We start from the raw sequence: 12017 nt of genomic DNA, 5'->3' as shown, positions 1-12017 counted from the left end.
CGGTGACCGTCCGCTGGACGTACGTGTTCATCGACCGTCCGTACGCGGAGTTCGGTGCGGCCTGCGACTTCTGGGCGCGGGTGACGGGGACGCGCCGGTCCGAACTGCGCGGTGAACGTGGGCAGTTCGCGACCCTGGTGCCGTACGAGGGTGAGGGCGACCCGTACGTCAAGGTGCAGGGGGTCGCGGACGGGCCGGGCGGGGCGCACCTCGATCTCGCGGTGGAGGACGTGCCGGGCGAGGCGGCGCGGGCGCTCTCCCTCGGGGCTGAACTCGTCTTCTCCGAGGAGGGTCTGGCGGTGCTCCGCTCACCCGCCGGGCATCTGTTCTGCCTGGTGTCGTGGCTGGGGGAGTCCGTGGTGCCCGCCGGGGCCGAGGAGTCCGGGCGGCTCGATCAGGTGTGCCTGGACACCGCGCCGGGGGTGTACGCGGCCGAGGTCGATTTCTGGGCGGCGCTGACCGGATGGCCCGAAGTGCCGTGCCGCAGCCCGGAGTTCCGCCTGCTGAAGTCGGCCCCGATCCAGTTGCTCCTCCAACGGCTGGACTCCGACGCGCCTGCGTCGGCTCACCTGGATCTCGCGACCGCCGATCGGGCGCGGGTGCGGGGGTGGCATGTCGCGGCCGGGGGTGTGCCGGTGCGGGAGGGTCGCAGCTGGTCGGTGCTGCGGGATCCCTTCGGGGGCCTGTACTGCTTGACGGACCGTACGCCGTAGGGGGGCTGCGCCCAGCCCCCACCGACCGTCAGCCGGGTGACGAGCCGCTGTCACCCCCACCCCGCTCCACCAGCATCCCCTGAAGCTCCCGCGCAGCCCGCGGTGGCGCGACGTCCGAGCGGTGGGCCAGGGCGATGGTGCGGTGCAGGCCGGGGCGGGACAGCGGCGTGACCCGGAGGTCGGACCCGGGCCGCATCGCCACCATCGACGGCACCACGGCGACCCCCAGCCCGGCCCGCACGAACCCCAGCACCGCGTCCATCTCCCCGCCCTCCACCGCGAAGTCCGGCTCGAACCCCTCGGCCCGGCACGCCGTGACGGTCAGCTCCCGCAGGTCGTAGCCGTGCCGGAACATGACGAGCCGCTCGCCCTCCAGGTCGGCGATGCGCACGGACCGCCGCCCGCGCCCCGGCCGCGGCGCGCTCGGCGACGACACCACGACCAGCTCCTCGCGCAGCAGCTCCACGGTGGTCAGCGCGGGCGCCGGCGCCGGAAGCGGCAGTACGACCAGGGCCAGATCGAGCGCCCCGCGGGCCAGCTCCCGTACGAGGTCGAGCGAGCCGCCCTCCTCGATCAGCAGCTGGATCCCCGGATAGCGGTCGTGGAAGGCGCGCAGCACGTCCGGGAGCAGGCCCGTGCACAGGGACGGCGTCGCCCCGAGCCGCACCCGGCCCCGCCGCAGCTGTGCCAGCTCCTGCACCTCGTGGCGGGCGGTGTCGGCGTCGGCCAGGATCCGCCGGGCCAGCGGCAGCAGTGCCTCCCCGGCGTCCGTGAGCGTGATGTTGCCGCGCGCCCGCTGGAAGAGATCGGCCCCCAGCTCCCGCTCCAGCGCCCTGATCTGCTGCGACAGTGACGGCTGGGCGACGTGCACCAGCTCGGCGGCGCGGGTGAAGTGCCGGGTCTCCGCGACCGCGACGAAGTACTGGAGCTGCTGGAACTGCATACCGGCCACTGTACCGCCACGATAGGCGTGTCCTATGGAAATGAGCTGGACCATGTCTTGGACCGATCGGGTCTTCGGGCCCTACCGTCTTGTGACATGGCTCTGGCAACGCGGACGGACCGACGACCGTCCATGGCACGCACGGTGTGGGACAGCTCCGTCGGGAAGAAGACCGTGATGGCGGTCAGCGGCATCGTGATGCTGCTCTACCTGGTCGCCCACATGATCGGAAACCTCAAGATCTTCTTCGGCCCCGAGGAGATCAACCACTACGCGCGCTGGCTGCGCACCATGGGCGGCCCGGTCCTGCACTACGAGTGGGGCCTGTGGATCGCGCGCATCGTGCTGATCGTCGCCGTGGTGGCACACGCCACGTCCGCGTACCAGCTCAGCCGCCGCGACATCAAGGCGCGCCCCAGCAAGTACGTGCACAAGAAGCCGAGCGCCAGTTACGCCACGCGCACCATGCGCTGGGGCGGCATCATCCTCGGTCTGTTCATCGTCTGGCACATCCTCGACCTGACGACCGGCACCGTGCACCCCGGCGGATACCAGCACCTGCACCCGTACCAGAACATCATCGATACGTTCTCGACCTGGTACGGCAACGTCATCTACATCGTCGCGATGCTCGCCCTCGGCCTGCACATCCAGCACGGGTTCTGGAGCGCCGCGCAGACCCTCGGTGTCGGCAGCCGTACCCGTGACCGCGTCCTGAAGACCGTCGGCAACGTCCTCGCCGCAACTCTCACGCTCGGTTTCATCGCCGTGCCCGTGGGCGTCATGACCGGATTGGTGAGCTGAACAATCATGACCTCGTCCCGTGAGTACACCGACTACTCCACCGGTGAACCCGTCGTCGACGGCAAGGCGCCGGGCGGACCCGTGCACGAGCGCTGGGACACCCGGCGCTTCGAGGCCAAGCTGGTCAACCCCGCCAACCGCCGCAAGCACACCGTCATCGTCGTGGGCACCGGCCTCGCGGGCGGCTCGGCCGGCGCGACGCTCGCCGAGCAGGGCTACCACGTCGTGCAGTTCTGCTTCCAGGACTCGCCGCGCCGCGCCCACTCCGTCGCCGCGCAGGGCGGCATCAACGCCGCGAAGAACTACCGCAACGACGGCGACTCCGTGCACCGCCTCTTCTACGACACGGTCAAGGGCGGCGACTTCCGCGCCCGCGAGTCGAACGTGCACCGTCTCGCGCAGATCTCCGTCGAGATCATCGACCAGTGCGTGGCGCAGGGCGTGCCGTTCGCCCGCGAGTACGGCGGACTGCTCGACAACCGCTCCTTCGGCGGTGTGCAGGTCTCCCGCACGTTCTACGCGCGCGGCCAGACGGGCCAGCAGCTCCTCCTCGGCGCCTACCAGGCACTCAGCCGCCAGGTCGCCGCGGGCAACATCGAGCTGCACCCCCGTACCGAGATGCTCGACCTCGTGATCGTGGACGGGAAGGCGCGCGGCATCGTCGCGCGGGACCTCGTCACCGGAAAGATCGACACGTACTTCGCGGACGCCGTCGTGCTCGCCTCCGGCGGCTACGGCAACGTCTTCTACCTGTCGACGAACGCGATGAACTCCAACGCCACGGCGATCTGGCGGGCGCACCGGCGCGGCGCGTACTTCGCCAACCCCTGCTTCACCCAGATCCACCCCACCTGCATCCCGCGCACCGGCGACCACCAGTCGAAGCTGACCCTGATGAGCGAGTCGCTCCGCAACGACGGCCGCATCTGGGTCCCGAAGGCCAAGGGCGACGACCGGCCCGCGAACCGGATCCCCGAGGACGAGCGCGACTACTACCTGGAGCGCATCTACCCCTCGTTCGGCAACCTCGTGCCGCGTGACATCGCCTCCCGCGCCGCCAAGAACGTGTGCGACGAGGGCAGGGGCGTGGGACCCGGCGGACAGGGCGTCTACCTGGACTTCGCCGACGCCGTCCAGCGGATGGGCCGCAAGGCCGTCGAGGCCAAGTACGGCAACCTCTTCGACATGTACCAGCGGATCACCGACGAGGATCCGTACCAGGTGCCCATGCGGATCTACCCGGCCGTGCACTACACGATGGGCGGTCTGTGGGTCGACTACGACCTGTCGACCACCGTCCCGGGCCTGTTCGCGATCGGCGAGGCGAACTTCTCCGACCACGGGGCCAACCGCCTCGGCGCCTCCGCGCTGATGCAGGGCCTCGCCGACGGCTACTTCGTCCTCCCGGCCACGATCAACGACTATCTCGCGAAGAACCCGCACCACGACGAGGTGAGCGCCGATCACCCGGACGTGCAGGAGGTCGTCGCCGAGACGGAGGACCGGCTGAACCTGCTGCTGTCCGTCGACGGCGACCGCACCCCGGACTCCTTCCACCGCGAACTCGGCGAACTCATGTGGGAGTTCTGCGGCATGGCCCGCACCGACGAGGGCCTGCGCAAGGCCCTCGACCGGATCCCGCAGATCCGCGAGGAGTTCTGGCGCCGCATCAAGGTGCCCGGCGTCGGCGAGGAGTTCAACCAGTCCCTGGAGAAGGCGAACCGCATCGTCGACTACCTGGAGCTGGCCGAGCTGATGTGCCTCGACGCGCTGCACCGCGCCGAGTCCTGCGGCGGCCACTTCCGCGAGGAGTCGCAGACCCCCGACGGCGAGGCGGCCCGCGTCGACGAGGAGTTCTCCTACGCGGCCGCCTGGGAGTTCACCGGCACCGGCGAAGCCCCCACCCTGCACAAGGAAGACCTGGTCTTCGAGTACGTCCACCCCACTCAGCGGAGCTACGCATGAAGCTCACCCTGCGCGTCTGGCGCCAGAAGAACGCCGACGCCGAAGGCGCCATGTCCACGTACGAGGTGGACGGGATCAGCCAGGACATGTCGTTCCTGGAGATGCTCGACACCCTCAACGAGGAACTGATCGTGCGCGGCGAGGATCCCGTCGCCTTCGACCACGACTGCCGCGAGGGCATCTGCGGCGCCTGTTCGCTCGTCATCAACGGCGACGCCCACGGTCCCGAGCGCACCACCACCTGCCAGCTGCACATGCGGTCGTTCGAGGACGGCGACACGATCGACATCGAGCCCTGGCGCGCCTCCGCCTTCCCGGTCATCAAGGACCTGGTCGTCGACCGCACCGCCTTCGACCGGATCATCCAGGCCGGCGGCTACATCACCGCCCCGACCGGCACGGCCCCCGAGGCGCACGCCACGCCCGTGCCCAAGCCGGACGCGGACTTCGCCTTCGAGCATGCCGAGTGCATCGGCTGCGGCGCCTGCGTGGCCGCCTGCCCGAACGGCGCGGCCATGCTCTTCACCTCCGCCAAGGTCAACCACCTGAACGTCCTGCCGCAGGGCGCCCCCGAGCGCGAGACCCGCGTCCTGGACATGGTGGCGCAGATGGACGACGAGGGCTTCGGCGGCTGCACGCTCACCGGCGAGTGCGCGACGGCCTGCCCCAAGGGCATCCCGCTGTTCTCCATCACGAGCATGAACAAGGAGTGGCTGCGCGCGAACCGCAAGGTCAGCCGCTGAGCCGCACCCTCACACGTCCCGCGAACAGCGCGGGGTGGGCGGGACCGGGAGCAGGTGCTCTCCCGGTCCCGTCATCGCGTTCCGGGGTCTGACGCAGCGTCACCTGTGCGCGGTACCGTCCCCTCCATGTATCCGGGAACGTACGACCGAGCCAGGCCGGCCGTCGTCACGGCCGACGGCGACACCACTCTGACCTACGGCGAGCTGGAGGAGAACTCGCTGCGCCTCGCCGACCACCTGCGCACGCGCGGACTGCGCCGGGGCGACCATCTCGCCCTGCTCTGCGGCAACGAGCCGCGCGCCCTGGAGGTCTACTGGGCCGCGATGCGCTCCGGCCTCTACCTCACGGCCGTCAACCACCATCTCACCGCCGACGAAGCCGCCTACATCGTGCGCGACTGCGGGGCGAGCGCCCTCGTCGTCTCCGGCCCCCTGAGCGAACTCGGCTCGGCCGTGGCCGCGTTGTCGCCCGGCGTCACCCACGTGCTCGGTCTGGACGACGGCACCTACGACGCCGCGCTGCGCGCCGCGTCCGCCGAACCGCCCGAGGTGCAGCCGCGCGGCACCGACATGCTCTACTCGTCCGGGACCACCGGCCGCCCCAAAGGCGTCGAACCCGCCCTGCCGGAGGGCGACGTCCGCACCGAGCCGTCCACGGTGCAGCTCCTCTTCCAGCCGATGTACGGCTTCGACGAGACGACGGTCTATCTCTGCCCCGCACCGCTCTACCACGCGGCGCCACTGCGCTTCTGCGGCACGATCACCGCGACCGGCGGCACCGTCGTCCTGATGAACTCCTTCGACGCGCAAGGGGCGTTGGCGGCCATCGAGCGTCATCGGGTCACCCACAGCCAGTGGGTGCCGACCATGTTCGTCCGGATGCTGAAACTGCCCGACGCCGTCCGCGAGCGGTACGACACCTCCTCGATGAAGGTGGCCGTGCACGCGGCGGCGCCCTGTCCTGTGGAGGTGAAGCGACGGATGATGGAGTGGTGGGGACCCGTCCTGTACGAGTACTACTCGTCCACCGAGGGTAACGGGATCACGTTCATCGGCCCGGACGAGTGGCTGAGCAAGCCGGGTTCCGTCGGACGCGCCGGTCTCCTCGGCGAGTTGAGGATCTGCGACGAGGAGGGGAAGGTCCTGCCGCCAGGGGAGACCGGCACCGTCTACTTCGAGCGCGACGAACTCCCGTTCCGCTACCACCGCGACGACGACCGCACCCGCGAGGCCCAGCACCCCGAGCACCCGGCGTGGACCACCACAGGGGACATCGGCCATGTCGACGAGGACGGCTACCTCTTCCTCACCGACCGCAAGGCGTTCATGATCATCTCGGGTGGGGTCAACATCTATCCGCAGGAGATCGAGGACTGTCTCGTCCTGCACCCGGCAGTCGCCGACGTGGCCGTCGTCGGGGTGCCGGACGAGGAGATGGGGGAGTCGGTACGCGCGTACGTCGAACTGGCCGAAGGCGCCGAGGCGGGGCCGGAGACGGCGAACGTCCTGATCGCGTACGTCCGTGACCGCATGGCGCACTACAAGGTGCCCAGGGACGTCGAGTTCGTCGCTTCGCTGCCGCGCACGCCCACCGGGAAGCTGGCCAAGGGCCGGCTCCGTCAGGGCAGCAGACGCGCGAGATAGGGGGCGGTGCGGCTCTCGGGGCGAGCGGCCACCGCGGCGGGCGGCCCCGCGGCGACGACCCGGCCGCCCGCGTCCCCGCCGCCGGGGCCCATGTCGATCACCCAGTCCGCGCCCGCGACGACCGCCATGTCGTGCTCCACGACCACCACGGAGTGCCCCGCGTCGACGAGCCCGTTCAGCTGCCGCAGCAGTACCTCCACATCGGCCGGGTGCAGTCCGGTGGTCGGCTCGTCCAGGAGGTACAGGGTGTGGCCGCGGCGTACCCGCTGCAACTCGCCGGCCAGCTTGATGCGCTGGGCCTCGCCGCCGGACAGCTCGGTCGCGGGCTGGCCGAGCCGGAGATAACCGAGACCGACGTCGAGGAGCGTGCGCAGACTGCGCTCCACGGCGGTCGCCGCGGGGTCCTCGGCGAAGAACGCGGCCGCCGACTCCACGGTCAGGTCGAGGACGTCGGCGATGGTCAGCCCCCGGTACGTGACCTGGAGCGTCTCCTCGTTGTACCGGGCGCCCCCGCAGGTCGGGCAGGGCGCGTACGTGCTCGGCAGGAAGAGGAGTTCGACGCTGACGAATCCCTCGCCCTGACAGGTCTCGCAGCGTCCGCCCGCGACGTTGAAGGAGAACCGGCCCACGCCGTAGCCGCGGACCTTCGCCTCGTCGGTGGCCGCGAACACCTTGCGTACGACGTCGAACAGGCCGGTGTAGGTGGCGAGGTTGGAGCGCGGTGTCCGCCCGATCGGTTTCTGGTCCACGACCACGAGCCGTCCCACCCCCTCCCGGTCCTCCGTGATCTCGCCGATCAGCGTCGACTTGCCGGACCCCGAGACGCCGGTGACGGCCGTGAACGCGCCGAGCGGGACCTCGGCCGTCACGTCCCGCAGATTGTGCCGGGTCACCGGACCGAGCGTGAACCAGCCCCGTGGCGTGCGGGTCTGACGAGCGGTCAGCGGAGAATCGTCGAAGAGGAAGCGCGCCGTCGCCGAACCCCCGACCCCCTTCAGCACGGCCACCGGACCGCTGTGCAGCACCTCGCCGCCGTGCTCGCCGGCCAGCGGACCCACATCCACCAGCCAGTCCGCGTGCCGCATCACGTCCAGATGGTGCTCGACGACGAAGACGGAGTTGCCGGCCGCCTTCAGCCGGTCCAGGACCGTCAGCAGCGACTCGGTGTCGGCCGGGTGCAGACCCGCCGACGGCTCGTCGAGGACGTAGACGACACCGAAGAGCCCCGACCTCAACTGCGTGGCGAGCCGGAGCCGTTGCAGCTCGCCCGCCGAGAGCGTGGGGGTGGCGCGGTCCAGGCTCAGATAGCCGAGCCCGAGTTCGGTGACCGTGCCGATGCGGGCGCGCAGATCCTCGGTGAGGACGCGCGCGGTCTCGGAGGGGGCGGGCGTGTCCAGGACCGCGGCCAGCTCCGTCAGCGGCAGCCGGGCCAGCTCCGCGACGTCGTGCCCCGCGAACGTCACCGCCAGCGATTCGGGCCGCAGCCGCGCCCCGCCGCACACCGGGCACGGCGTGCTGTGCAGGAACGTCTCCGCCTTCGCCCGCAGCGACTTGCTCTTGGAGTCCGAGAACGTCTTCAGCACGTACCGGTTCGCGCTCATGTACGTGCCCTGGTAAGGGCGTTGGATGCGGTCGGCGTCCCGTACCGGGTGCACGGTCACCACCGGCTGCTCGTCCGTGAACAGGATCCAGTCCCGGTCCTCCTGCGTCAGCTCCCGCCAGGGCCGGTCCACCGCGTAGCCGAGCGCCTCGAGGATGTCCCGCAGGTTCTTGCCCTGCCAGGCGCCGGGCCAGGCCGCGATCGCGCCCTCGCGGATCGACAGCGCCGGGTCGGGGACCAGGAGCTTCTCCGTGGTGCGGTGGACCCGGCCCAGGCCGTGGCACTCCGGGCAGGCGCCGGCCGCCGTGTTCGGCGAGAACGCGTCCGAGTCCAGCCGCGCGGCGCCCGGCGGATAGTCGCCGGCCCGCGAGAACAGCATCCGCAGCGAGTTCGAGAGCGTGGTGACCGTGCCGACCGAGGACCGGGACGTCGGCGCGGAACGGCTCTGCTGGAGCGACACGGCGGGCGGCAGTCCGCTGATCTCGCCGACCTTCGGCGCGCCGACCTGATGGATGAGGCGGCGCGCGTACGGGGCGACCGACTCGAAGTAGCGGCGCTGCGCCTCCGCGTAGATCGTTCCGAAGGCCAGGGACGACTTGCCCGAGCCGGACACCCCGGTGAAGACCGCGAGGACGTCCCGGGGGACGTCGACGTCGACACCCTTGAGGTTGTGCTCACGGGCGCCGCGCACCCGCACGAAGCCGTCGTGGCGCGGGTCGGACGGGGCGGGGTGGTGCATGGGGCGGGCTCCCGGTCGGGCGGAGGTCACTCTTCGTCGTCCTCCATGATCCACCCACCGGTGGTGGTGGCGCGCGCCCGGCGGCGCGGCGGCGGACGCCCGGGAGAACGTCCGATGAATGATGTGCACATGCCTTGACGGCCGGTCGTGGGCCCACGCACCGTTACGGAGGTCTTCTTCGGACAGCGGTTCGACAGTCGGTCCAGTGGGGGGTTCGTGAACAGCAGACTGTTCGGCATCGGTGCGGCAGTGTGCGCCCTCGCCCTCGTGGGGGCAGCACCGTCACCGACCCCGTCGGCGTCCCTGCACGGGCTCCCGCTCGGCGCCGTCGGGCTCTCCGAGACCCGGACGACGCGGACCCTCCAGCCGGGCGTGACGCTCACCCGCATCGTGCGTGGCGCCGACACCCCGGCCATGGCCTGGACCGTGGAGCTGTCCATCCCGGGCGGCGCCGGATCCCCCGACCCGGACGCGCCGCCGACCGCGCTCAAGGACGAGGAGAGCGCGGGCGAACTCCTCGCGGCGCTCCGCGCGAAGGGCTTCGACGCCCGCTCAGAGGAGGTCACCACCCCGGCGACCGCCGACTACGCGGGCGGCACGCTCGGCTGGCGGGTCCGCGTCGGCACCTTCCCCGACGAGAGCGCGGCCACCGCGGAGCGCACCCGGCTGCGCGCCGCCGGATACACCGGTTCCGCCTGGTACACCGGCTGGGACGGCGACGCGGGCGACCGCGGCCCCTGGCACATCGACGTCCTCACGATCGACCCGAAGAAGTTCCACGGCGACCTCAAGGCCTCCTACGGGCCCGACCTGGAGAACCGCGAGACGACCAGCGCGCTCGCCGCCGCCGACGGAGCGACCGCCGGGGTCAACGCGGGCTTCTTCGTCCTCGACCCCAAGGCGGGCGCCCCCGGAGACCCGGCCGGCGTCGGCGTCTACGACGGGCAACTGCTCAGCGAGGCGGTGAACGGCCGACCCGGCCTCGTCGTCCACGACTCCGCGCGCGGCACCGACGTCACCCGCTTCACCTGGAGCGGCACCGTCACCGCGGGCCGCACCTCGCTGCCGCTGGACGGCGTCGACCGCGTACCCGGCCTGATCCGCAACTGCGGCGGCACCGCCGACGACCTCCCGACGGCCCGCCCGCTGCACGACACGACCTGCACCGACCCCGACGAACTCGTCGCGTTCACCCCCGAGTTCGGCAAGGAGACCCCGAAGGGCGCGGGCGCCGAGGCCGTACTCGACCGGCACGGCAAGGTCGTCGCGGTGCGCCCGTCGCGCGGCGTCGCCCTGCCCGCCGGGGGCCGCAGCGTCCAGGCCACCGGCACCGCCGCCGCCCGGCTCACCGCACTCGCCGAAGCCGGCCGCCCGCTGCGGATCCGGAGCGGCCTGAAGGACACCCGGGGCCGCCCCGTCACCCCGTCCCGCACCACCAGCGTCCTCAACGGCGGCCCCGAACTCGTCCGCGACGGCCGTCTCCACGTCACCCCGGCCACCGACGGCATGGCGCAGCCCGGCAACCCGAGCTTCTACTACGGCTGGGTGCACAAGCGGAACCCGCGCACCTTCGCCGGGACGGACGCCGCGGGCCGGACCGTGCTCGTCACCGCCGACGGCCGCAGCACCGGATCGCTCGGCCTCAGCATCCCGGAGAGCGCGGCGGTCGCCCGCGCACTGGGGCTGACGGACGCCGTGAACCTCGACGGCGGCGGCTCGACCACGATGGTCGTCGACGGGCAGGTCATCAACGACCCGTCCGACGCCACCGGTGAACGCCCGGTCGGGGACGCCCTCCTGGTGCTCCCCGCCGCGCACTGAGACGGACCCGGAACCGCAGCAGGACCACGATCCGCCGACGACCCGTGGGAGCCGCCATGACCGCCGTCCCGACCCGCCGCGCCGGACGCCTGCTGCTCGTCCTGGCCGCACTGCTGCTCACCTTCGGGGCGGCGCCGTCCACCGTCGCCGCACCGGCCCCGCCCGCCGCCGAGGTCGTCGCCGTCACCCGGGTCGCCGAGCGGCAGGTGGACCTCTCGGTCCGCGCGTCGGCGCTCGGCGGCCGCACGGTGCAGGTGCGCCTGCTCACCCCCGACGGCTGGGACCCCGCCGACCGCCGTCAGCACTGGCCCACCCTGTGGCTGCTGCACGGCTGCTGCGGTGACTACACGTCCTGGACCGGCAAGACCGACGTGGCCTCGCTCGAAAGCCTGCGAGACGTTCTCGTCGTCATGCCCGAGGCCGGCTGGAACGGCTGGTACAGCGACTGGTGGAACCACGGCCGGGGCGGCGACCCCGCCTGGGACACCTTCCACACCCGCGACCTGCGCCGCCTCCTGGAGCGCGACTGGGGCGCCGGTTCCCGCCGGGTCGTCGCCGGGCTGTCCATGGGCGGTCAGGGCGCGCTGGTCTACGCGGCCCGGCACCCCGGCATGTTCAAGGCGGCGGCCGCCTACTCCGGCTCCGCCCACCCGCTCCTGAACGACGAGTCCACCACCCGCATCCTCGGCTTCTTCGCCGGCCAGGGCACCGACCCGCTGCGCGTGTGGGGCGATCCCGTCGCCCAGCGCGCCGTCTGGGCCGCCCACGACCCGTACCACCTGGCCGCACGCCTCAAGAAGCTGCCGGTCCACCTCTCCAGCGGCGACGGCACCGCGGGCCCGCCGGACCCGCCGGGCGCCACCAACGCCCTGGAGGCCGACTTCAACCGGCAGAACCACGCACTCGCCGCCCGGCTGAAGAGCCTGGGCGCCAAGCACCTCACCACCCACTTCTACGGCCCCGGCACCCACACCTGGCCCTACTGGCAGCGCGAACTGCACGCCTCGCTGCCGATGCTCCTGCACGGCCTCGGAGTCCGCTGATG

The 12017-nt window shown here is 71.8% G+C and carries 9 protein-coding genes; 7 read left to right on the top strand and 2 right to left on the bottom strand.

The window, feature by feature from the left end; all coding sequences use genetic code 11:
- Positions 1 to 2 precede the first annotated feature (2 nt).
- Complete coding sequence (locus ABT127_RS10015) at positions 3 to 713, top strand: VOC family protein (RefSeq protein ID WP_351446518.1); 711 nt, start codon at positions 3 to 5, stop codon at positions 711 to 713.
- A 28-nt stretch (positions 714 to 741) separates the two neighbouring features.
- On the opposite strand, the gene ABT127_RS10010 is transcribed toward ABT127_RS10015, so the two are convergent.
- The gene (locus ABT127_RS10010) at positions 742 to 1656 is read right to left on the bottom strand and encodes a LysR family transcriptional regulator (RefSeq protein WP_351446516.1); all 915 of its coding nucleotides are present in this window, start codon (positions 1654 to 1656) and stop codon (positions 742 to 744) included.
- A gap of 132 nt (positions 1657 to 1788) precedes the next feature.
- Between ABT127_RS10010 and ABT127_RS10005 the strand changes: the two genes are divergently transcribed.
- From ABT127_RS10005 to ABT127_RS09990, 4 genes are all read left to right on the top strand, one after another.
- Entirely contained in the window at positions 1789 to 2460 is a 672-nt protein-coding gene (locus ABT127_RS10005; protein ID WP_351447216.1) for a succinate dehydrogenase, read from the top strand.
- A 6-nt stretch (positions 2461 to 2466) separates the two neighbouring features.
- Positions 2467 to 4425 (top strand): fumarate reductase/succinate dehydrogenase flavoprotein subunit, encoded by a 1959-nt coding sequence (locus tag ABT127_RS10000; protein WP_351446514.1) that lies wholly within the window; start codon positions 2467 to 2469, stop codon positions 4423 to 4425.
- The gene (locus tag ABT127_RS09995) at positions 4422 to 5168 is read left to right on the top strand and encodes a succinate dehydrogenase/fumarate reductase iron-sulfur subunit (RefSeq protein ID WP_351446513.1); all 747 of its coding nucleotides are present in this window, start codon (positions 4422 to 4424) and stop codon (positions 5166 to 5168) included. Before ABT127_RS10000 ends, ABT127_RS09995 begins: the two co-directional genes overlap by 4 nt.
- A 126-nt stretch (positions 5169 to 5294) precedes the next feature.
- On the top strand, positions 5295 to 6812 hold the full coding sequence (locus ABT127_RS09990) for an acyl-CoA synthetase (RefSeq protein ID WP_351446511.1): 1518 nt from the start codon (positions 5295 to 5297) through the stop codon (positions 6810 to 6812).
- Here the strand turns inward: ABT127_RS09990 and ABT127_RS09985 are convergent.
- On the bottom strand, positions 6788 to 9151 hold the full coding sequence (locus tag ABT127_RS09985; protein WP_351446509.1) for an ATP-binding cassette domain-containing protein: 2364 nt from the start codon (positions 9149 to 9151) through the stop codon (positions 6788 to 6790). The two genes, ABT127_RS09990 and ABT127_RS09985, sit on opposite strands and share 25 nt — an antisense overlap.
- Before the next feature lie 216 nt (positions 9152 to 9367).
- Here ABT127_RS09985 and ABT127_RS09980 point away from each other — a divergent pair, with 216 nt between their 5' ends.
- Complete coding sequence (locus ABT127_RS09980) at positions 9368 to 10972, top strand: phosphodiester glycosidase family protein (protein WP_351446507.1); 1605 nt, start codon at positions 9368 to 9370, stop codon at positions 10970 to 10972.
- A gap of 56 nt (positions 10973 to 11028) precedes the next feature.
- Positions 11029 to 12015: an alpha/beta hydrolase gene (locus tag ABT127_RS09975; RefSeq protein WP_351446505.1), complete on the top strand. Its 987-nt coding sequence runs from the start codon at positions 11029 to 11031 to the stop codon at positions 12013 to 12015.
- Positions 12016 to 12017: the final 2 nt, after the last annotated feature.

It is taken from the genome of Streptomyces sp. NPDC001904, assembly GCF_040297005.1.
GTDB lineage: Bacteria > Actinomycetota > Actinomycetes > Streptomycetales > Streptomycetaceae > Streptomyces.
The sequence above is the reverse complement of the archived record's forward strand: the minus strand, read 5'-3'. Positions and strand labels throughout refer to the sequence as shown.

What these genes read in the sequence shown, in the direction of transcription:
- ABT127_RS10010 (WP_351446516.1), bottom strand. Translation starts at nt 1,656, where the DNA reads ATGCAGTTCCAGCAGCTCCAGTACTTCGTCGCGGTCGCGGAGACCCGG.
- ABT127_RS10005 (WP_351447216.1), top strand. Translation starts at nt 1,789, where the DNA reads ATGGCACGCACGGTGTGGGACAGCTCCGTCGGGAAGAAGACCGTGATG.
- ABT127_RS10000 (WP_351446514.1), top strand. Translation starts at nt 2,467, where the DNA reads ATGACCTCGTCCCGTGAGTACACCGACTACTCCACCGGTGAACCCGTC.
- ABT127_RS09995 (WP_351446513.1), top strand. Translation starts at nt 4,422, where the DNA reads ATGAAGCTCACCCTGCGCGTCTGGCGCCAGAAGAACGCCGACGCCGAA.
- ABT127_RS09990 (WP_351446511.1), top strand. Translation starts at nt 5,295, where the DNA reads ATGTATCCGGGAACGTACGACCGAGCCAGGCCGGCCGTCGTCACGGCC.
- ABT127_RS09985 (WP_351446509.1), bottom strand. Translation starts at nt 9,151, where the DNA reads ATGCACCACCCCGCCCCGTCCGACCCGCGCCACGACGGCTTCGTGCGG.
- ABT127_RS09975 (WP_351446505.1), top strand. Translation starts at nt 11,029, where the DNA reads ATGACCGCCGTCCCGACCCGCCGCGCCGGACGCCTGCTGCTCGTCCTG.